The organism is Streptomyces sp. NPDC038707 (genome assembly GCF_040636485.1).
In the GTDB taxonomy this organism is placed as follows: domain Bacteria; phylum Actinomycetota; class Actinomycetes; order Streptomycetales; family Streptomycetaceae; genus Streptomyces.
Map to the genome: position 1 here is coordinate 88896 of NZ_JBEZUP010000010.1, position 19585 is coordinate 108480.

Consider the following 19585-nt stretch of genomic DNA (forward strand, 5'->3'; position numbering starts at 1 on the left):
CGCCGTGCGCCTCCCGTTACCGCTCCGCGTCCGCCGCGCTGCCGCGTCCGCGGCCCGCGGCCGAGGTCGGCAGGGTCAGCAGGACCTCGTAGCCGCCCCCGGAGCGTGGGCCGGCCGAGACCGCCCCGCCGTAGAGCTTGGCCCGCTCCCGCATGCCTATCAAGCCATGACCCGCGCCCGCCGGGACTCTGGCCGGATCCGTGCCCCCGCCGTCGTCGGTGACCCGGGCCGTCAGCTCCTGGGCGCCGTACCGCAGTTCCACCCGCGCGCGGGCGGGACCGGCGTGTTTGAGGGCGTTGGTGAGGGCTTCCTGGACGACGCGGTAGGCGCACAGTTCGACGCCGGGCGGCAGCGGGCGCTCGGGACCCTCGACGGCGAGGTCCACGGGCAGCCCGCCGGCCCGGACCCGTTCGACGAGGTCGCCGAGCCGGGCCAGGGTGGGCATGGGGGCCCGGCCGGGGGACCCGGGGTCCTCCTCGCGCAGCACGTGGAGCATGCGGCGCAGTTCCTCCAGGGCCTCGCCGCTGGTGTCCGCGATGGTGCCGAGCGCGTCGCGGGCCTTGGCGGGAGCGGAGTCGAGGACGAACCGGGCGAGGCCCGCCTGCACGGAGATGACCGACATGTGGTGGGCGACCACGTCGTGCAGTTCACGGGCGATCCGGCCGCGTTCCTCGGCGACCGCGCGGCGGGCCCGCTCGGCCTGTTCGGCGCGCAGCCGACGGGTGAGTTCGGCGGAGCGGCGGGCCAGGTGCCCGAACCAAACCAGCACCGAGCAGTACAGCAGCGCCTGGCCGAGCACGGACGCCATGGACGGGGTGTGGCTGACCACGCCGGCGTACACCCAGAGCGCGGCCAGACAGCCCGCGCAGACCAGGGCGGCGCGCAGCGAGCGGGTGGCGGCCACGGTGTACAGGGCGAGCAGGCAGCCGAAGGTGCACACCACGGGCCAGTAGCCGAGGGTGACGTAGACGGCCGCCGCGGCCTCGACGGCGGCGAACGCGGTGACGGGGTGCCGGCCGCGCAGGGCGACCGGGAGGTGGGCGAGGGCGACGAGGAGGTAGGCGGGGGCGTCGAGTTCCGGCCACCCCTGCGACCGGGACTCCCGTCCGAGCAGGACGGCCACCAGGGCCATGGCCGAAGCGATCAGCGCGTCCACGACGAGCGGGCGGGGGGTCCTCGGTCGCATCGCCGCAGGGTAACCCGCACGGCCGGAGGCCGGAGTCAACCCCGCGCCGTACCGCGGAAGTTGCAGGAAGCGCCCGGCTACCACCCCGGGTGGTACGGAGGCTCGGCCCGGAGGTGGACGCGGGGCGCGGCGGACGGCCGTAGCGTCGGGTCAGGGGAGCGGGGGGATACGGCGGGTGGCCCGCGTCCTTGGGGGAGGAGCGGGCCACCTGGCGTACGGCGTGGGCTACTTGGTGACCGTGAAGTGCAGGATGTCCTTCAGGAAGGGCAGCTTCAGCAGCGGGTCGGGCTGGATCATCAGCGCCAGCAGGACGATCACCAGGCCCATGACGCCGTAGGTGACGATGTCCGTGAAGCGGGAGCGCACGGCGAGCATGCCGACGCCGGGCAGCAGCCAGCGCAGCACCGCGCCGCCCAGCAGCGCCAGGCCGATGATCAGGGTGCCCGCGCGGAACGCGTCCAGCGCGGTCACCAGCAGGCCGACCGCGACCAGGCCGACGACGGTGAGCAGCGGCCACTGCCGGGCGGGTGCCGGGGCGTCGCCGGGCGCGGCCCGGCCGCCGCCCTCGGGCCGGGCGGTGTCCTTCGTGCGCCATCTGCGGGGCGGTGTCCGCCCGGCGCCGCCGCGCGGGAAGCGGCGCGCGCGGCCCCCCGCGGCCGGCCCGGTGAGCCTTTCCCGCAGGGCCGGTTCCGCGCGCCCGCGGGCGTCCTCAGCCGGCACTGCGCTCCGCCGCCTCGACCACGTTGACCAGCAGCTGGGCCCGGGTCATCGGGCCGACGCCGCCGGGGTTCGGGGAGATCCAGCCGGCCACCTCGGTGACGTCCGGGTGGACATCGCCGACGATCTTGCCCTCGGCGTTGCGGGAGACGCCGACGTCCAGGACGGCCGCGCCGGGCTTGACGTCCTCGGCGCGGATCAGGTGCGGGGAGCCGGCCGCCGCGATGATGATGTCGGCGCGCTTGAGGTGGGCGGACAGGTCGCGGGTGCCGGTGTGGCACTGGGTGACGGTGGCGTTCTCGCTGCGCCGGGTGAGCAGCAGCGGCATCGGGCGGCCGATGGTGACACCGCGGCCGACCACCACCACCTCGGCACCCTTGATCTCCACGCCGTGGCGGCGCAGCAGGGTGAGGATGCCGTTGGGGGTGCAGGGCAGCGGGGCGGGCTCGTTCAGGACCAGCCGGCCAAGGTTCATCGGGTGCAGGCCGTCGGCGTCCTTGGCCGGGTCCATCAGCTCCAGGACGCGGTTCTCGTCGATGCCCCGGGGCAGCGGCAGCTGGACGATGTAGCCGGTGCAGGCCGGGTCGTCGTTCAGCTCGCGGACGACCGCCTCGATCTCCTCCTGGGTGGCGGTGGCGGGCAGCTCGCGCTGGATGGAGGCGATGCCCACCTGGGCGCAGTCGCGGTGCTTGCCGGCGACGTACTTCTGGCTGCCGGGGTCGTCCCCGACCAGGATCGTGCCGAGGCCGGGCGTGACGCCCTTCTCCTTCAGCACCGCCACGCGGGCGGTCAGATCGGACTTGATCTCGGCTGCGGTGGCCTTGCCATCGAGAATCTGGGCGGTCATGTCCCCATCCTCGCGGATGACCCGCTCCAGGTTCCAATCCGGGTGCCGGGGCTCGCGGGTTGATGTTGCACTTGCACAACGCCTCCCGGCCCGGCTGGACAAGTAAGACGCTGTTAAAGAACGATGAGTGCACAGTGCCGCGGGCAGTACCGGGGGGACGGACCGCATTTCTGTAGAACTCTCCTCCGCACCGTGCCGCGCGTCGTCCCCGCACTTGAGCAACACGACGGAGGAAGTCCCGCCATGAGTTTCGGCGACCCGAACAACCCCTACGGCGCCCCGCAGGCGCAGCAGCCGGGCTACGGCCATCCGCAGCAGGGCCAGCAGCCCGGTTACGGCTACCCGCAGGCGCCGCCCGTCGGCGCGTACGGCATGCCCCCGGCGCCCGAGACCATGCCCGGCACCGTCAGCGCGGCCCGGGTGATGATGTGGGTGATCGTCGCCCTCCAGGTCATCGGCGTCGCCCTGTTCGCGTTCAGCGCCGTCAGCGTGAACGCCGCGAAGAACGACAACGACCTCAAGGACGACGCCGCCTTCCAGCGGCTCGCCGACTACTCGTCCGGCCTGCTGTGGGGGCTCACGCTGTTCGCCGTGGCCTGGGCGGTGCTCACCATCATGCTGGCGCTCAAGTTCGGCAACGGCGGCAACGGCGTCCGTGTCACGACGCTGGTCTACGGCATCATCACCGCGATCCTCGGCATCTACCCGTTCATCGTCGTCGGCCTGGTGCACACCGTGCTCGCCATCCTGATCGCCTGCTTCGTCGGTGGCTCCAAGGGCTCGGCCTGGTTCAACCGCCCCCGGTACTGAGGCGTCGGCGCCCACCCCGCTCACAGGCCGCGTTCCGTCCGGGCGGACGGAACGCGGCCTGTGCCGTACCGCCCGTTCGAGGGCGGCGAAATCCCCTGTGCGAACGCACAGGTGATCCCGCCCGCGGCCGGCGGGCGGGATCACGCGGGGACTGCGGGGGTCAGTGGAAGAAGTGGCGCGTGCCCGTGAAGTACATGGTCACGCCCGCCTTCTTGGCGGCCTCCACGACCTGCTCGTCCCGGATCGAGCCGCCCGGCTGGACGATCGCCCGGACCCCGGCGTCGATCAGGATCTGCGGGCCGTCGGGGAACGGGAAGAACGCGTCGGAGGCCGCGTAGGCGCCCCGCGCCCGCTCCTCGCCCGCCCGCTCGACGGCCAGCTTGCAGGAGTCGACGCGGTTGACCTGGCCCATGCCGACACCGACCGACGCGCCGTCCTTGGCGAGCAGGATCGCGTTGGACTTCACCGCACGGCAGGCCTTCCAGGCGAAGGCCAGCTCCTTCAGCTCCGCCTCGGAGAGCGCCTCGCCGCTGGCCAGCGTCCAGTGGGCGGGGTCGTCGCCGTCGGCCTGGAGCCGGTCGGTGATCTGGAGCAGCACACCGCCGTCGATGTGCTTGGCCTCGTCCGCGTTCGCCGGGGCGCCCGGGGCCTTCAGCACGCGGATGTTCTTCTTCTTGGCGAGGGCTTCCAGCGCGCCCTCCTCGTAGTCCGGCGCGACGATGACCTCGGTGAAGATCTCGGCGACCTGCTCGGCCATCTCCTTGCTGACCGGCCGGTTCACGGCGATCACGCCGCCGTACGCGGAGACCGGGTCGCAGGCGTGCGCCTTGCGGTGCGCCTCGGCGACGTCCGCGCCGACCGCGATGCCGCACGGATTGGCGTGCTTGATGATCGCGACACAGGGCTCGTCGTGGTCGTACGCGGCACGGCGGGCGGCGTCCGTGTCCGTGTAGTTGTTGTACGACATCTCCTTGCCGTGCAGCTGCTCGGCCTCGGCCAGGCCGCCGGTGCCGTCGACGTAGAGGGCGGCGTCCTGGTGCGGGTTCTCGCCGTAGCGCAGGGTGGCCTTGCGCGTGTAGGTGGTGCCCGTGAAGTCGGGGAAGCGGGAGTCGTCGGCGGGGGCGTAGGACGCGGCGAACCAGGAGGAGACCGCGAGGTCGTACTCCGCGGTGTGCCGGAACGCCTCGGCGGCCAGCCGCTTGCGGGCGGCGAGGTCGAATCCGCCGTCCTGGACCGCGGCGAGCACGTCGGCGTACCGCTCCGGGCTGGTGACCACGGCCACGGACGGGTGGTTCTTGGCGGCGGCGCGGACCATCGAGGGACCGCCGATGTCGATCTGCTCCACGCACTCGTCGGGGGAGGCGCCGGAGTCGACGGTCTCGCGGAACGGGTACAGGTTGACGACGACCAGGTCGAACGGCTCCACGCCCAGCTCGGCGAGCTGCTCGCGGTGGCTGTCCAGGCGCAGGTCGGCGAGGATGCCCGCGTGCACCTTCGGGTGCAGGGTCTTCACCCGGCCGTCCAGGCACTCGGGGAAGCCGGTCAGCTCCTCGACCTTGGTGACGGGGACGCCGGCGGCGGCGATCCGGCCGGCCGTGGAGCCGGTGGAGACCAGCTCCACACCGGCCTCGTGCAGCCCGCGGGCCAGCTCTTCGAGCCCGGTCTTGTCATAGACGCTGACAAGCGCACGGCGGATGGCCCGCTTGGCGTTGCTCTCGGCGGTCACTGGATAACTACCTTTCGTCCCTCAATGCGATAGCCGTGGCGGGCGAGCCGGCCCACGACCTCTACGAGCAGCCTTCGCTCGACTTCCTTGATGCGCTCGTGCAGCGCGCTCTCGTCGTCCTCGTCGCGGATCTCCACCACGCCCTGGGCGATGATCGGCCCGGTGTCGACGCCGTCGTCGACGAAGTGGACGGTGCAGCCGGTCACCTTGGCGCCGTACGCGAGCGCGTCGCGGACGCCGTGGGCGCCGGGAAAACTGGGGAGCAGGGCGGGGTGGGTGTTGACGAGGCGTCCGCCGAACCGGGCCAGGAACTCCTTGCCGACGATCTTCATGAACCCCGCGGAGACCACGAGGTCGGGCTCGTACGCGGCGACGGCCCCGGCGAGGGCGGCGTCCCACTCCTCGCGGGTGCCGTGGTCCCTGACCTTGCGCACGAAGGTGGGGATACCGGCGCGCTCGGCCCGGGCCAGCCCCTCGATGCCGTCGCGGTCGGCGCCCACGGCCACGACCCGGGCGCCGTACGCCTCGGGGCCGACGGCGGCGATCTCGTCCAGCAGCGCCTGCAAGTTGGTGCCGGAGCCGGAGACCAGCACGACGAGGCGCTTGACTGCCGGGCCGGCGGAGGTGGCGGCCACGATGGGGCCCTTTCTCGGGTTGCGATCCGTGTGCGGCCGGTTTGTACGGTCGTACGAATGCTTCACGCCCCCCGATACGGGGAAGTCTACGAAGCGGCCGGCCGTCAGCAACGATACCGGCACTCCGGACGGGCCCCTCGGGACGGGTGCCCGGCCGGACGGTAGCGTTCGCGGGGAATCACGAAAGAGCAACCCCGGGAACGCGGTCGCCGTGCGGTGCGTTCACGGGGAGGAAGCTCACGACGGAACTGCCGTAGTCACCTAGGGGAAGACGCTCTTTTGATGCCCGATCGCAGCCCGCGACTCCTGACGTTCCCGCCGCGCCCGGCCCAGGGAGGCGAGCGGGGCGCCGCACTGCTGCGGGAGCGCCCGTCCTCACCCCCGGCCCACACCCCGGGAGGCGGGCACGACGGCTCCGGACAGGGTGCCGGCGGCGGCTCGGGACGGGGTGCCGGCGGCGGCTCGGGACGGGATGGCGGGCGGCAGGAGGACAATCCGTTCGCGCCGCCGCCGGAGGGCGCTCCCGACCGGCCCTGGCGGCCCCGGGATCCGGGGGCCGCGGGTGGTCCCGGCCACGGGCCCGGTCAGGGACCGGGCGCGGGACAGCAGGGCCAGGAGCAAGGACAAGGACATGGGTACGCCCCGTGGCCGGGGGCCGGTGCGGGGCAGGACCCCGGTCAGGGGCAGGGTCAGGGTCCCGGTCAGGGGCAGGGACCGTGGGGCGGTCAGGGGCAGGGCCCGTGGGGCGGTCAGTGGAGCGACCGGCAGCCCGGCCGTTCCCCCGGCGGTTTCGGCGAGCGGCCGGGCGGCGGACCGCAGGGGCCCGGCGGACCGACCGGTCCCGGGATGCGCTGGGACCCGAGGGACCCGGCCCAGCGGCGCGCGCGGTTCGCCCTGCTCTCCGGCATGTGGTCCGTCTTCTTCGTCCTGTTCAGCTGGCCGTACGTGGCCCTGCTGCTGGGTGCGCTGTCCCTGTACTGGGGAAGCAGCGCGCTGCGCGCCAAGCCGCGCGGTCAGGGCCCGGACGCCCCGGCGGCCCCGCCCGGCCGGCCCCACACGACGGCGGCGGTCGGCGGCCTGGTCACGGCGTCCCTGGCGCTGATCCTGGTGGCCTCCACGTTCACCGTCCAGCTGGTCTACCGCGACTACTACACGTGCGTCGGCGACGCGCTCACCCACGAGGCCAAGCAGTCCTGCGAGACCCTGCTGCCCCACGAACTGCGCGGCGTCCTGGGCGGCCAGAACGACTGAGGCCCCGTCCGCACGCCCTTCTGCCGCCGCCGAAGCACCGCAACGGAGCGGCTGAGGACGGTCACCCCGAGGAGTCCGGCAGGTGGCCGGGGCGAGGCTCCTGCGGGTCCGGGCCGGCGGGCCGGTGCTCGGCGGGCGACGGCTCTGCGGGGACTGGCTCGGCAGGGGACGGCACTGCGGGGAGCGGCTCGGCGGGTGGTGTGGGGAGCGGCTCGGCGGGTGGTGTGGGAGCCGGGTCCGGCGCGGCCTGTCCCGGGGCCGCCCGGTGGGAGGCCCGGCCCATGTCCTCGTGCCAGTCGCCGGTGCCCCCGGCGCGGGACGCGGTGAACGGCGTGCGGAACGGGTCTTCGGCCGGGAGGAAGTCGTAGAGGTCCTCCTCGGCGGCCTCGGCCGCGGTCTCCGTCCGCGCGGGCGCCTTCCGCCTGCCCCGGCCCCACCGTCCGGTCCCGGGGGCCTCCGCGCCCCGGTCCGTGGCCTCCGTGGCCGCCCCCGGCGTCGCCGTGCCCCGGGGCACGACGGCCACCGCGCCTGCCTGCGGCGCCGTACTCTCCGTCTCCGCGCCCTGTGCAGGACCCCCGCCGGGGCCCGGACGCCGGCCGCACAGCATCCGCCAGGCACGGGCGAGCAGGGCCACCGGCAGGGCGAACACCGCCGTCCACAGTCCGGCCGCTCCCCCGGCGCGCAGCCACAGCGGGCCGAGCCGGGACAGCGCGGCCACGCCCAGCGGTCCGCCGGCCAGCGCGGTGAGCAGGGCGACGGCCGCCGCGCAGACCACCGCCGTCAGCAGCACCACTCCGGCGGTCGGGCCGACCGGCCAGCGGGCCCGGGCCGGTTCCCCGGGCCCCGGCGGCCGTACCGCCGCCCGCGCCACGAACCACCCCGCCGTCATCCCGGCCACCGCCGGCACCAGCCCCACCACCCAGTGCTGCGGCGTACCGGCGCCCGGTTCCGGCACCGCGGCCAGCAGCGGGAACGCCGGCAGCAGCGGGGCCGGGTCGGACGCGAACGGGCTGACCAGGTGCCCGGCGCCGAGGTCGAAACCGGGACCGAGGGCGTAGGAGGCGGCCCACAGCGCGGCGTTGGGGATCAGCGCGATGCCGAGCAGCAGCACGGCGAACCGGCCCGTCCAGCTCTCCGACAGCTGGAGGAAGGACGCCCGCGCCACCGCGCCGTGCCACACCAGCGACACCCCGACCAGCAGCGCACCGCCGCCGAGGAGCACCGCGGTGGCGGCGCCGGCGGCCCGGGCGGCCGCACCCAGCCGGGCCTGCTCGTCCATGCCGAACACCAGCCGTCGCACCCGTCCCGGCAGCACCGCGAGCACGCTCAGCAAGGGCTCGGGCGGGCAACCGTGGCCCGACCACACCCCGGCACCGGCCGCACTCGCCACCACGGCCGGGAGGCACACCGTCAGCCACCCCCAGTGCGGGCGCAGTTCACCACCGGAGCAGTACAGCGCCGCCGCGACACCCACGCCCAGATAGCCGAGGACCACGCCCGTCCACGCCGTACGCGCGGGCACCGGCGGCGGGCCGTCCGGTTCGGCGGGCGCGTCGGTGGCGTCCCGGGCCGCCCGGTACAGCAGCCACACCGGCAGGGCGAGCAGCAGCAGCGGGGTGAGGCCGACGGGCATGGGGGCGCCGGAGAGCGTGCCGGGGCGGATCAGTTCGACACCGTGCGCGAGCAGCCACAGGGCGGCGGCGACGTGCAGCGCACCGGTCGGTCCGCTGTCCGGGTACGGCGAGCTGACCCACAGCACCATGACGAGGACCGCCGCCGCCCCGAGGCCCAGGCCGGCCGCGAGCGCCCCGGCCAGCAGACTCGCGGCGAGTCCGGGCGAGCGGTCGCGCAGCCGGGAGAGGGCGGGCGACGACGACGAGGGGCGCACGGTCATCCGGATCACGCACGCCATGCTGCCAACGACACGCGCTTTCCCGGTGTAACGGGCGAACCGCCGATGTGTCGCCCAATATATGTTTATGTTCTTTTTCGTACGAAAGGGTGCATGGTGACGACGCAGAACCCCGCCGGCCCGCCACCGCCGGCCCACCGCCGACGCCTGCGCCGGTCCCGGCCGCTGACGCCGGTTCACAAGCCGTCCGGGCAGGTGGCCCCGGACACCGCCGCGGCGGAACCGGAGCAACGGGCCGGCGCGCCCGCTGAACCCTCCGGTCCACTGCGGCAGCTGACCCCCGCTCAGGCCTTCGACGCCCTCTACGCCTTCTGCGCCCCCGCCCTCGTACGCCAGACCTATCTGCTCACCGGGCGCCGGGAGCTGGCCCGCGAGGCGGTGGAGCGGGCCTTCCAGCTGGCCTGGCAGCGCTGGCCGGACGTGGCCCGGGACCGGGATCCGGCCGGATGGGTGCGAGCGGTGGCCTACGACTGGGCGCTCTCCCCCTGGCACCGCTTCCGCCCCCGCCACCGCTCCCCGGAGCCCCCGCCCGCCGACCCGGCCGACCGGGAACTGCTGCACGCGCTGCTCAGGCTGCCGCCGGCGTACCGGCGCACGCTCGTCCTGTACGACGGTGTGGGGCTCGATCTGCCGGAGACGGCGGCGGAGACGGAGGCGAGCACACCGGCCGCCGCCGGCCGGCTGACCCGTGCGCGCGAGGCGGTGGCCGCGCGGCTGCCGGAACTGGCCGACCCCGACGCGCTCCATCGGCGGCTGCTCGAACTCGCCTCGGCCGAACGGCTGGGCGCGGCCGGGGCGACCCAGGTACGGACCGGCTCCGAGCGCCGGAACGTCTTCTGGACCCGGGCGGCCATCGCCTTCACGGTGACCATCGTCGGCGCGACCACCCTCACCCTGCGGACCGCGCCGACGCGCTACGAGCCCCCGATCGCCCCGGCGCAGGCGGTGCGGGGGGTACCGGCGGCGGGAGCGATGGGCCCGCTGTCACGGGAGGACCGAGCGCTGCGGGAGAAGCTGAGAAGATCCGAGACGAGCGGGCCGGAGAGAGTGTTCCCGCAACCCCGCTGACGGCCACCCGCCCGACCGCACGACTCCGGCAGCCGGCCACGAGACCGGGCGGGCGGCCCGTACGACTCCGGCAACCGGCCGCAAGACCGGGCGGGCGGCCCGTACGGCTGGGACAACCAGCCGCGAAACCGGGCACCGGCCGTACGACCGGACAACCGGCCACGAGACCGGGCGGTCGGCCATGCAGCTCGGACGAGGGGCCACGAGACCGGACGGTCGGCCATGCAGCTCGGACGAGCGGTCGTGAGCGGGACGCTCGACGGCGAGACGGGGTGTCCCGCCGTGAGGCTCGGCGGGCCCTCTGGAACCAGGGCGCGCTGTGCGGCCGGGCGCCCCTGGGAGCCAAAGGCCTCGCCGGGTGCGGCCGTGCCGAGGCGGGGGCGCGCACGGAGGCGGTGCCCCCGCGCAACGTCCGGCGGAACGCGGGCAGGCCCGCCCCGTCGCCCGGGGCGGGCCTGCTTGCGGTCGGCTGAGCCGGTCAGGCCGAGAGGATCTCCCGGGCCAGCTTCGCCGTCTCGGTCGGGGTCTTGCCGACCTTGACGCCGGCGGCCTCCAGGGCCTCCTTCTTGGCCTGTGCGGTGCCGGAGGAGCCGGAGACGATGGCGCCGGCGTGACCCATGGTCTTGCCCTCCGGCGCGGTGAAGCCCGCGACGTAACCGACGACCGGCTTCGTCACGTTCTCCTTGATGAACGCCGCGGCACGCTCCTCGGCGTCACCACCGATCTCACCGATCATCACGATGAGGTCGGTCTCAGGGTCGTCCTGGAACGCGGCCAGGGCGTCGATGTGCGTGGTGCCGATGATCGGGTCGCCACCGATGCCGACGGCGGTGGAGAAGCCGATGTCGCGCAGCTCGTACATCATCTGGTACGTCAGCGTGCCCGACTTCGACACCAGGCCGATGCGGCCCGGCTTGGTGATGTCACCCGGGATGATGCCGACGTTCGACTGGCCCGGGGTGATGATGCCGGGGCAGTTCGGGCCGATGATGCGGGTCTTGTTGCCCTTCTTGCCGGCGTACGCCCAGAACGCGGCCGTGTCGTGCACGGCGATGCCCTCGGTGATGACGACGGCCAGCGGGATCTCGGCGTCGATGGCCTCGACGACCGCGTCCTTGGTGAACTTCTCCGGCACGAAGATGACGGAGACGTTGGCGCCGGTGGCCTCGATGGCCTCCTTGACGGTGCCGAAGACGGGTACCTCGGTGCCGTCGAAGTCCACGGTCTGACCCGCCTTGCGCGGGTTCACGCCGCCCACGACGTTCGTGCCGTCACCGAGCATGAGCTTGGTGTGCTTCATGCCGGTGGCGCCGGTCATGCCCTGGACGATGACCTTGCTGTCCTTGTTGAGCCAGATAGCCATGGTGGTTTGAGTCCTCGTCCTCGTACTTACTTGGCGGCGGCCAGCTCGGCGGCCTTGTCGGCCGCGCCGTCCATGGTGTCGACGCGCTGCACCAGCGGGTGGTCGGCGTCCGTGAGGATCTTCCGGCCCAGCTCGGCGTTGTTGCCGTCGAGGCGGACGACGAGCGGCTTCTCGACCTTCTCGCCGCGGTCCTCCAGGAGCTTCAGGGCCTGCACGATGCCGTTGGCGACCTCGTCGCAGGCGGTGATGCCACCGAAGACGTTCACGAAGACGGACTTCACGTCCGGGTCGCCCAGGATGATCTCCAGGCCGTTGGCCATGACCTGGGCGGAGGCGCCGCCGCCGATGTCCAGGAAGTTGGCGGGCTTGACGCCGCCGTGCTTCTCACCGGCGTACGCGACGACGTCCAGGGTGCTCATGACGAGACCGGCGCCGTTGCCGATGATGCCGACCTCGCCGTCCAGCTTGACGTAGTTGAGGCCCTTCTCCTTGGCAGCCGCCTCGAGCGGGTTGGCGGCGGCCTTGTCGTGGAGCTCGTCCCAGTCGTGGCGGAACTCCGCGTTGTCGTCCAGCGACACCTTGCCGTCGAGGGCGATGACCTCACCGGAGGCGACCTTGGCCAGCGGGTTGACCTCGACCAGCAGGGCGTCCGACTTGATGAAGGTGTCCCACAGCTTGACCAGGACGTTCGCGACCTTGTCCGCGACCTCGGCCGGGAACTTGGCGGCCTCGACGATCTCGCGGGCCTTGGCCTCGTCCACACCGTCGATGGCGTCGATCGCGATCTTGGCGACGGCCTCGGGGCGGGTGGCCGCCACCTCCTCGATCTCCATGCCGCCCTCGACGGAGGCGATGGAGAGGAAGGTGCGGTTGGCGCGGTCGAGGAGGAAGGAGACGTAGTACTCCTCGAGGATCTCCGGAGCGGTCTCGGCGATCATGACCTTGTGGACCGTGTGGCCCTTGATGTCCATGCCGAGGATGTCCGTCGCGCGGGCGACGGCCTCGTCCGGGGTGGCGGCCAGCTTCACGCCACCGGCCTTACCGCGGCCACCGACCTTCACCTGCGCCTTGACGACGGACTTGCCGCCGAGCCGCTCGGTGATCTCGCGCGCCGCCTCAGGCGTGTCGATGACTTCACCGGCCAGCACCGGTACATCGTGCTTGGCGAAGAGGTCCCTCGCCTGGTACTCGAACAGGTCCACGCGCTTCCGTCCCTATCAGTGATCTCGCGGTTCGTTGGATGCGTGGGCGTGCCGCGAAGGGCAACGTGACGTCCGCTTGTCACAAGGGGGGCGCACACGGTGTCCGAGCGCGCGGCATGTCCGTCTCGCAGGTTATCGCCGCTTGCGGGGGCTCCCTAAATCGAGGGTCACACACGAGCGGTGATACCTGTCACATGATGCCGCGTTCTCTGGCACGGGGTGCCGTCGTATGGGTGCGTTGCGTGGCCCGCGGGTGGTGTGCGCGGCTCTGCTCGACTCTGCTCGGCTCTGATCGGCTCTGCGCGGTCTCACCGGGCGGTTACGGGCCCGGTGAGACGCGCTGCTCCGCGCGACCCCGGCCGGTGGCCGCCGGAGTCAGGTCACGCCGGGTCGGGTATCGGCAGCGGGCGCTTCTCCAGGGCCGCCGCCATCACCTCCGGGAACAGGTCGGGGGTGCAGGCGAAGGCCGGTGCGCCGAGCGCGGCGAGCGCCGCCGCGTGGTCGCGGTCGTAGGCGGGCGCCCCCTCGTCCGACAGCGCGAGCAGCGCCACGAACTGCACCCCGGACGCCCTCATCGCGGCGACCCGCTTGAGCATCTCGTCGCGTATGCCTCCCTCGTAGAGATCGCTGATCAGCACGACGACGGTCTCGGCCGGACGGGTGATCCGCTCCTGGCAGTAGGCGAGCGCCCGGTTGATGTCCGTGCCGCCGCCGAGCTGGGTGCCGAAGAGCACGTCGACGGGGTCGTCCAGCTGGTCGGTGAGGTCGACGACCGCCGTGTCGAAGACGACGAGCCGGGTGCTGATCGACCGCATGGAGGCGAGGACCGCCCCGAAGACCGACGCGTACACCACGGACGCCGCCATCGACCCGGACTGGTCGATGCAGAGCACGACCTCCTTCTTCACCGATCGCGCGGCCCGCCCGTAGCCGATCAGCCGCTCGGGCACGACCGTGCGGTACTCCGGCAGGTAGTGCTTGAGGTTGGCCGCGACGGTGCGGTTCCAGTCGATGTCGTGGTGGCGGGGGCGCTGGACGCGCGCGCTGCGGTCCAGGGCGCCGCTGAGGGTGGCCCGGGTGCGGGTGGCCAGCCGCTTCTCCAGTTCCTCGACCACCTTGCGCACCACCGCGCGGGCCGTCTCCCGGGTCGTCTCGGGCATCGCCTTGTGCAACGAGAGCAGCGTGCCGACCAGGTGCACGTCGGGCTCCACCGCCTCGAGCATCTCGGGCTCCAGCAGCAGGGCGGCCAGGCCGAGCCGGTCGATGGCGTCGCGCTGCATGACCTGGACGACGGGGGCGGGGAAGTAGTCGCGGATGTCCCCGAGCCAGCGCGCCACGGACGGCGCCGAGGCGCCGAGCCCGGCCGAACGGTCCCGCCCCGTCCGCGGTCTGTCCCCCGTGCCGTAGAGCGCGGCCAGCGCGCCGTCCATCGCCGCGTCCCGGCCGGTCAGCGTGCAGCCGGTGCCGTCCGCCTGGTCCCCGCCGAGCACCAGCCGCCAGCGCCGCAGCCGCTCCCGCGCCGGGTCGGCTTCCGGTACCGGTGCCCGTTGCGGTGCCGGTGCCCGTTCCGGCGTCTGTCCGGCCGTCGTGTGCGTCATGTGCCCACCCCCGCGAGGCTCTCGTGGTCTGTCATGTCCGTCGCGTCCGTCGTGCCCGTGCCGTCGTCCGCCGCCAGGCCGAGCAGCAGCCGCAGCACGGGCAGCACGGCGTCGGCGCGCGCGGTGTCCGGTTCGGCGGCGAAGCCGGGGACGGCGGCCCCCTGGGCGGCACCGCCCGGACGGTCACCGGGGCCGCGCCGGACCAGTTCGCCGAGGGTTCTGCGCACCCCCGGCTCATACGCCGCGAAGGTGCGCCGCAGCAACGGCAGTACGTCGGTGAAGGCGTCCGCCGGCACCCCGGTCAGCCAGGTGTCGAGCAGGCCGAGCAACCGCTCGTCGTGGACCAGCAGCAGCCCGCCCCCGCCACCGGCGAAGCCCTCGACCCAGGCGGCGGCCACGGCGGGCGGCGTGCCCGGCGACAGCGCGAGCCCCATCAGCCGGGCCGCCTCCTCGGGCCGCAACGCGCCGTCGTCCAGCAACAGCCGCACGGCCCGCCCCCGGATGACCCCGGGCGCGGTCTCGCGCAGCGACAACGTCCGCAGCACCGTCCGCCAGCGGTCCCGCAGGCCACCGCCGGCGCTGTGCCCGTCGGCGCTGCGCCCGCCGCCGAGGGGCTCGCCGGTGAGGGGCTCGCCGGTTGCGCGGGAGGCCCGGCCGTCGCCGCCCCCGGCACCTTCCCCTCCCGTCGCCGTCAGGCTCTCCGTCAGCAGGCCCACCGCCGTGTGGACGGCGTCCACATGGCCGCGCATCTCCTCCGCGGCGTCCGCGTCGAGGGCGGCGCAGGCCGGGGGCAGGCCGACGAAGACGCGCTCGGCGAGGCCCGCGGCGACCCCGGCCAGCGCCCCGGTGTCGGTGCCGCGCACGTCGCCGTAGCGCAGCGAGCGGACCAGGGCGGGCAGGGCCTGGGCCAGGTGGCCGACGTCGGTGTCGAGGGCGGCCCGGTCGGCGAGCACCCGCATGACCACGGGCAGCGCCTCCGGCAGCCCCGCCAGCAGGCACTGCTCGGCGAGCGCGGTGACGTCGGCCAGGGCGTGCGCCGCCGCCGCGTCCGCCTCGGCCTTGGCCCGGGCCGCCGCCTGTACGGTCGTCCCCCACACGCCCGCCTCGGCGACCCGCACCGACAGCTCCGGTTCCCAGCGCAGCCGCCAGGTCTCCCGGAACGTGCCCGTGCCGCCCCGGGACCGGGCCGGCTCCCCCCAGCCGACGCCGAGCAGCCGCAGCCGGTGCAGCAGCCTGCTGCGCCCGGCGTCGGTGTCGCCGCGCAGGTCCAGCTCCAGGTCGCGCTCCAGCGCCTCGGGCTTGAGCCGCAGCGAGCGCTGCTGCCGGGCCAGGTCGCGCTGCAAGGGCACCGCGGGCGCCGACTCCGGCACCTCACCCAGCGCGTCCCCGACCACCAGCCGGTCGCGCACCAGCGCCAACGGCACGTCCGAGCCTTCGCACAGCACCGCGCGCACCGCGTCGGTGGTCTCGCCGAGGCCCGGCAGCGGGCGGCCGCGCAGCACCGCCAGGGTCTCCGCGAGCCGCACGGCCTCGATGACGTGCGCGGAGGACACGATGCGGTCCTCCGCGCGCAGCAGCCCGGCCACTTTCGTCAGCCACCGCTCCACCGGCCGGTCGGGGGCCTGGAAGAGGTGCTCGTACCAGCCGGGCGAGTCGATGCCGGCGCCGTACCCCGCGGTCCGGGCCAGTCTGCGGTGCGTCCACGGCACCCAGGTCACGTCGGTCTTGACCTTCGGCAGGCCCCGGAGCAGCGCCCGGTCGGCGGTGACGGTGGTCCGCTCGCGCAGCGCGGGCACGTGCCAGGCCCCGCACACCACGGCCACGGCGTGCCCGCACTCCTTGCGCGCCGCCCGCAGCCGCAGCCGCATGTGCGCCTCCCGGACGAGGTCCCGGCGCCCCCCGGCGCCGTACCGCTCGCGCAGCGCGGTCATCGCCTCCTCCACCGCCGCGAACGGGGCGAAGGGGTCGTCGGCGCCCGGCCCCCGGTGCTCGACGACGTCCTCCCACCAGCGCTCCGGATCGTCGTACCCGGCCGCCTCGGCGAGCACGGCGAGCGGATCGACCCGGACCTCCTCGGCGTCGCCGGGCCCGAACCGGCGCCCGCCGGGACCGGTCTCCCGGTCACCCGGGCCCGCCCCGCTTCCGTCGGAGGGCGAGTCGCCGCCACCGCCGGCACCCGCGTCGCCGCCGTCCGGAGCGACCACCTTCGTGCGGGAACCGGCCCCCGTCCCGTCCGGACCGGCCCCGCCCCCATCGGACCCGGCCCCCTCCGCGTTCTCTCCCCACGCCAGCGTGTGCGTGGCAGGCAGGTCGATGAAGCGGGCCGGGACGCCGTGGTCCAGGGCCCAGCGGATGGCCACCCACTCGGGGCTGAACTCGGCGAACGGCCAGAACGCCGAGCGGCCGGGCTCGTCGACCGCGTGCGCGAGGAGGGCGACCGGGGGCCGCAGATCCGGGTCGGCGGCCAGCGGGATCAACGCGTCGGCCTCGGGCGGCCCCTCGATCAGGACCACGGCGGGCCGGGCGGCCTCCAGCGCGGCCCGCACCGCGCGCGCGGAGCCGGGCCCGTGGTGCCGTACGCCGAGCAGCAGCGGCCCTGCGTCGTAGGCCGTGCTCTCCCGGGGGCCGGTCATGCGCTCGCCTCCCGGCAGGCGCGGTAGAAGTCGGTCCAGCCCTCGCGCTCGCGCACGACCGTCTCCAGGTACTCCTGCCAGACGACCCGGTCGGCCGCCGGGTCGCGGACGACGGCACCGAGGATGCCGGCGGCGACATCGCCCGGGCGCAGCACGCCGTCGCCGAAGTGGGTCGCCAGGGCGAGGCCGTTGGTGACGACGGAGATGGCCTCCGCCGTGGACAGCGTGCCGCTGGGGGACTTGAGTTTCGTCCGGCCGTCGGCGGTGACGCCGTCGCGCAGCTCGCGGAAGACGGTGACGACCCTGCGGATCTCCTCGATGCCGTCGGGCGCGGCCGGCAGGTCCAGGGAGCGGCCGAGCTGGTCGACCCGGCGGGTGACGATGTCCACCTCGGCGTCGGCGCTCTCGGGCAGCGGCAGCACCACGGTGTTGAAGCGCCGGCGCAGGGCGCTGGAGAGGTCGTTGACCCCGCGGTCACGGTCGTTGGCGGTGGCGATGAGGTTGAAGCCGCGGACCGCCTGGACCTCCTCGCCCAGTTCGGGGATGGGCAGGGTCTTCTCGGACAGGATCGTGATCAGCGTGTCCTGCACGTCGGCCGGGATCCGGGTCAGCTCCTCCACCCGGGCCGTCATGCCCTCGGCCATGGCGCGCATGACGGGGCTGGGCACGAGGGCGTCGCGGCTCGGGCCGTGGGCGAGGAGCCGCGCGTAGTTCCAGCCGTAGCGGATGGCCTCCTCCGGGGTGCCGGCCGTGCCCTGCACCAGCAGTGTCGAGTCGCCGCTGACGGCGGCGGCCAGGTGCTCCGACACCCAGGTCTTGGCGGTGCCGGGGACGCCGAGCAGGAGCAGGGCGCGGTCGGTGGCGAGGGTGGTGACGGCGACCTCGACGATGCGGCGCGGGCCCACGTACTTCGGGGTGATCACCGTGCCGTCCGGCAGGGTGCCGCCGAGCAGATAGGTCGCCACCGCCCACGGCGACAGCTTCCAGCGGGCCGGGCGCGGGCGGTCGTCCTGTGCGGCGAGCGCGGCGAGTTCGGCCGCGAAGGCGTGCTCGGCGTGCGGTCGCAGCGCCTGCGCGGTCTCGTCGCGGTGGGGTGTGGCGGTCGTCGGTTCCACGGACACAGTCATGGCTGAGGCCCCCTCCAGCTCGGCCGGTTCGGTTCTGGCATCCACCGTGCACCACGCCACTGACAATCGCTGTGACCTGCGGGAACGCGCTCGCCGGGGCGATTGTCAGTGGCGGGGCCTACCGTCGGTGGCATGACTGAGCAGGGGGTGCGCTGGACCGCGGACCAGGTGCTGGCACTGGCGCCTGACGCCGCGTCACGCAAGGCGGGGAGCAAGCTCGGGGTGGCCGGGCCGTGGTCCGGGACCGGAAGCGGAGAGGGGACGGTGTGGGGGCTGTGCAAAGGCAGTGGCAGCAGGCCGTACCAGACGGTGGTGGACCTGGCCGGCGCCGACGGGCCGGGATACCGGTGCAGTTGTCCGAGCCGTAAGTTCCCGTGCAAGCACGCCCTCGGTCTGCTCCTGCTGTGGGCGGGTGACGAGGACGCGGTGCCGGCGGGTGCCGAGCCGCCGGACTGGGCCGGGCAGTGGCTCGCCGGCCGGCGCGGCCGGGCCGAGGCCAGGAGGACGCGGAGCGAAGGCGGTCCGGACGGCGGGCCCGCCGATCCGGAGGCGGCCCGGCGGCGGGCCGAGCGCCGGGCCGAGCGGGTCACGGCGGGCGCCACCGAGCTGGAGCAGCGCCTGACGGACCTGCTGCGCGGCGGCCTGGCCGCCGTCGAACAGGCGGGGTACGGCTGGTGGGACGAGACGGCGGCCCGCATGGTCGACGCCCAGGCGCCGGGCCTGGCCGCGTACGTCCGGGAGCTGGGCACGATCCCGGCGTCCGGCGCGGGCTGGCCGGCGCGGCTGCTGGAGGAGAGCGCGCTGCTGCACCTGCTCGACCAGGGCTGGCTGCGCCGCGACCGGCTGCCGGACGCCCTCGCGGCCACGGTCCGGGCCCGGATCGGCCTGCCCGCCGCGCCGGACGGCCCGCCGCTGCGCGACCGCTGGCTGGTCCTCGCGCAGTACGACGTCACGGACCCGAAACTGACGACGCGCCGGATATGGCTGCACGGCGCGGAGACCGGCCGCACCCGGCAGCTGCTGTCCTACGGCGCGGCGGGCCGGCCACCGGAGCTGTCCCTGCCGGTCGGGCTGGCGCTGGAGGCGGAGCTGTCCCTGTATCCGGGCGGGGGCCGGGCCCGGGCCGCCCTGGGCGAGCGGTTCGCCGCGCCGGTTCCGGCCGCGTTCCGCCCGCCGGGGACGACCACCGCCGAGGCGGCGGCCCGCTACGGCGGGGCGCTGCGGGACGACCCCTGGCTGGAGTCGGTCCCGGTGACCCTGGAGCGGGTGGTACCGGTCCCGGACGGCGACCGGTGGCAGCTGGCCGACGCGGACACGGACACGGCCCTGCCGCTGACCGGACCGGCCCGCTCCCGGCCCGGCCTGTGGCGGCTGGTCGCCCTGTCCGGCGGCGCCCCCGTCACCGTGTTCGGGGAGTGCGGCCACCGCGGGTTCACCCCGCTCACGGCCTGGTCGGAAGGGTCGGGCGAGGCGGTGCCGCTGTGCTGACCGGTCGTACGGACACCCGAGG

The 19585-nt window shown here is 74.5% G+C and carries 15 protein-coding genes; 4 read left to right on the top strand and 11 right to left on the bottom strand.

Annotated elements, in window-relative coordinates:
- Nucleotides 1-16: 16 nt before the first annotated feature.
- The 3 genes from AB0E62_RS16135 to AB0E62_RS16145 all read right to left on the bottom strand — a co-directional run bounded on the left by AB0E62_RS16135 (nucleotide 17) and on the right by AB0E62_RS16145 (nucleotide 2750).
- Entirely contained in the window at nucleotides 17-1186 is a 1170-nt protein-coding gene (locus tag AB0E62_RS16135) for a sensor histidine kinase (protein ID WP_362193067.1), read from the bottom strand.
- A gap of 225 nt (nucleotides 1187-1411) precedes the next feature.
- Complete coding sequence (locus AB0E62_RS16140) at nucleotides 1412-1906, bottom strand: DUF3017 domain-containing protein (protein ID WP_362193070.1); 495 nt, start codon at nucleotides 1904-1906, stop codon at nucleotides 1412-1414.
- Complete coding sequence (locus AB0E62_RS16145) at nucleotides 1896-2750, bottom strand: bifunctional methylenetetrahydrofolate dehydrogenase/methenyltetrahydrofolate cyclohydrolase (RefSeq protein WP_359413938.1); 855 nt, start codon at nucleotides 2748-2750, stop codon at nucleotides 1896-1898. The genes AB0E62_RS16140 and AB0E62_RS16145 overlap by 11 nt, the downstream gene beginning before the upstream one ends.
- A gap of 243 nt (nucleotides 2751-2993) precedes the next feature.
- On the opposite strand from AB0E62_RS16145, the gene AB0E62_RS16150 reads away from it, so the two are divergent.
- The gene (locus AB0E62_RS16150) at nucleotides 2994-3560 is read left to right on the top strand and encodes a hypothetical protein (protein ID WP_362193073.1); all 567 of its coding nucleotides are present in this window, start codon (nucleotides 2994-2996) and stop codon (nucleotides 3558-3560) included.
- A gap of 160 nt (nucleotides 3561-3720) precedes the next feature.
- Here AB0E62_RS16150 and purH read toward each other — a convergent pair whose 3' ends face one another.
- Together purH and purN are read right to left on the bottom strand one after the other, a co-directional pair.
- The gene (purH, locus tag AB0E62_RS16155; RefSeq protein WP_362193076.1) at nucleotides 3721-5286 is read right to left on the bottom strand and encodes a bifunctional phosphoribosylaminoimidazolecarboxamide formyltransferase/IMP cyclohydrolase; all 1566 of its coding nucleotides are present in this window, start codon (nucleotides 5284-5286) and stop codon (nucleotides 3721-3723) included.
- Nucleotides 5283-5921: a phosphoribosylglycinamide formyltransferase gene (gene purN / locus AB0E62_RS16160; RefSeq protein ID WP_362193079.1), complete on the bottom strand. Its 639-nt coding sequence runs from the start codon at nucleotides 5919-5921 to the stop codon at nucleotides 5283-5285. The genes purH and purN overlap by 4 nt, the downstream gene beginning before the upstream one ends.
- A gap of 282 nt (nucleotides 5922-6203) precedes the next feature.
- Between purN and AB0E62_RS16165 the strand changes: the two genes are divergently transcribed.
- On the top strand, nucleotides 6204-7172 hold the full coding sequence (locus tag AB0E62_RS16165; RefSeq protein ID WP_362193082.1) for a hypothetical protein: 969 nt from the start codon (nucleotides 6204-6206) through the stop codon (nucleotides 7170-7172).
- Between the two features lie 61 nt (nucleotides 7173-7233).
- On the opposite strand, the gene AB0E62_RS16170 is transcribed toward AB0E62_RS16165, so the two are convergent.
- Nucleotides 7234-9084, bottom strand: coding sequence for a DUF6350 family protein (locus AB0E62_RS16170; RefSeq protein ID WP_362193085.1), 1851 nt, complete (start codon nucleotides 9082-9084; stop codon nucleotides 7234-7236).
- A gap of 93 nt (nucleotides 9085-9177) precedes the next feature.
- Here AB0E62_RS16170 and AB0E62_RS16175 point away from each other — a divergent pair, with 93 nt between their 5' ends.
- Nucleotides 9178-10152, top strand: a complete 975-nt coding sequence (locus AB0E62_RS16175; RefSeq protein WP_362193088.1) for a sigma factor-like helix-turn-helix DNA-binding protein — start codon at nucleotides 9178-9180, stop codon at nucleotides 10150-10152.
- A 478-nt stretch (nucleotides 10153-10630) separates the two neighbouring features.
- Here AB0E62_RS16175 and sucD read toward each other — a convergent pair whose 3' ends face one another.
- The 5 genes from sucD to AB0E62_RS16200 form a co-directional block, all read right to left on the bottom strand.
- On the bottom strand, nucleotides 10631-11515 hold the full coding sequence (gene sucD, locus AB0E62_RS16180) for a succinate--CoA ligase subunit alpha (RefSeq protein WP_318201812.1): 885 nt from the start codon (nucleotides 11513-11515) through the stop codon (nucleotides 10631-10633).
- 26 nt (nucleotides 11516-11541) lie between these two features.
- The gene (sucC, locus tag AB0E62_RS16185) at nucleotides 11542-12717 is read right to left on the bottom strand and encodes an ADP-forming succinate--CoA ligase subunit beta (protein ID WP_362193091.1); all 1176 of its coding nucleotides are present in this window, start codon (nucleotides 12715-12717) and stop codon (nucleotides 11542-11544) included.
- Between the two features lie 380 nt (nucleotides 12718-13097).
- Entirely contained in the window at nucleotides 13098-14315 is a 1218-nt protein-coding gene (locus AB0E62_RS16190) for a VWA domain-containing protein (RefSeq protein ID WP_362193094.1), read from the bottom strand.
- Nucleotides 14312-16948: a DUF5682 family protein gene (locus AB0E62_RS16195; protein ID WP_362193097.1), complete on the bottom strand. Its 2637-nt coding sequence runs from the start codon at nucleotides 16946-16948 to the stop codon at nucleotides 14312-14314. The genes AB0E62_RS16190 and AB0E62_RS16195 overlap by 4 nt, the downstream gene beginning before the upstream one ends.
- Nucleotides 16945-18075 (bottom strand): AAA family ATPase, encoded by a 1131-nt coding sequence (locus AB0E62_RS16200; RefSeq protein WP_362193100.1) that lies wholly within the window; start codon nucleotides 18073-18075, stop codon nucleotides 16945-16947. Before AB0E62_RS16200 ends, AB0E62_RS16195 begins: the two co-directional genes overlap by 4 nt.
- A gap of 132 nt (nucleotides 18076-18207) precedes the next feature.
- Here AB0E62_RS16200 and AB0E62_RS16205 point away from each other — a divergent pair, with 132 nt between their 5' ends.
- On the top strand, nucleotides 18208-19563 hold the full coding sequence (locus AB0E62_RS16205) for an SWIM zinc finger family protein (protein WP_362193103.1): 1356 nt from the start codon (nucleotides 18208-18210) through the stop codon (nucleotides 19561-19563).
- Nucleotides 19564-19585: the final 22 nt, after the last annotated feature.

What these genes read in the sequence shown, in the direction of transcription:
- AB0E62_RS16135 (WP_362193067.1), bottom strand. Translation starts at nt 1,186, where the DNA reads ATGCGACCGAGGACCCCCCGCCCGCTCGTCGTGGACGCGCTGATCGCT.
- AB0E62_RS16145 (WP_359413938.1), bottom strand. Translation starts at nt 2,750, where the DNA reads ATGACCGCCCAGATTCTCGATGGCAAGGCCACCGCAGCCGAGATCAAG.
- AB0E62_RS16150 (WP_362193073.1), top strand. Translation starts at nt 2,994, where the DNA reads ATGAGTTTCGGCGACCCGAACAACCCCTACGGCGCCCCGCAGGCGCAG.
- AB0E62_RS16165 (WP_362193082.1), top strand. Translation starts at nt 6,204, where the DNA reads ATGCCCGATCGCAGCCCGCGACTCCTGACGTTCCCGCCGCGCCCGGCC.
- AB0E62_RS16170 (WP_362193085.1), bottom strand. Translation starts at nt 9,084, where the DNA reads ATGGCGTGCGTGATCCGGATGACCGTGCGCCCCTCGTCGTCGTCGCCC.
- AB0E62_RS16175 (WP_362193088.1), top strand. Translation starts at nt 9,178, where the DNA reads ATGGTGACGACGCAGAACCCCGCCGGCCCGCCACCGCCGGCCCACCGC.
- sucD (WP_318201812.1), bottom strand. Translation starts at nt 11,515, where the DNA reads ATGGCTATCTGGCTCAACAAGGACAGCAAGGTCATCGTCCAGGGCATG.
- AB0E62_RS16190 (WP_362193094.1), bottom strand. Translation starts at nt 14,315, where the DNA reads ATGACGCACACGACGGCCGGACAGACGCCGGAACGGGCACCGGCACCG.
- AB0E62_RS16195 (WP_362193097.1), bottom strand. Translation starts at nt 16,948, where the DNA reads ATGACCGGCCCCCGGGAGAGCACGGCCTACGACGCAGGGCCGCTGCTG.
- AB0E62_RS16200 (WP_362193100.1), bottom strand. Translation starts at nt 18,075, where the DNA reads ATGACTGTGTCCGTGGAACCGACGACCGCCACACCCCACCGCGACGAG.
- AB0E62_RS16205 (WP_362193103.1), top strand. Translation starts at nt 18,208, where the DNA reads ATGACTGAGCAGGGGGTGCGCTGGACCGCGGACCAGGTGCTGGCACTG.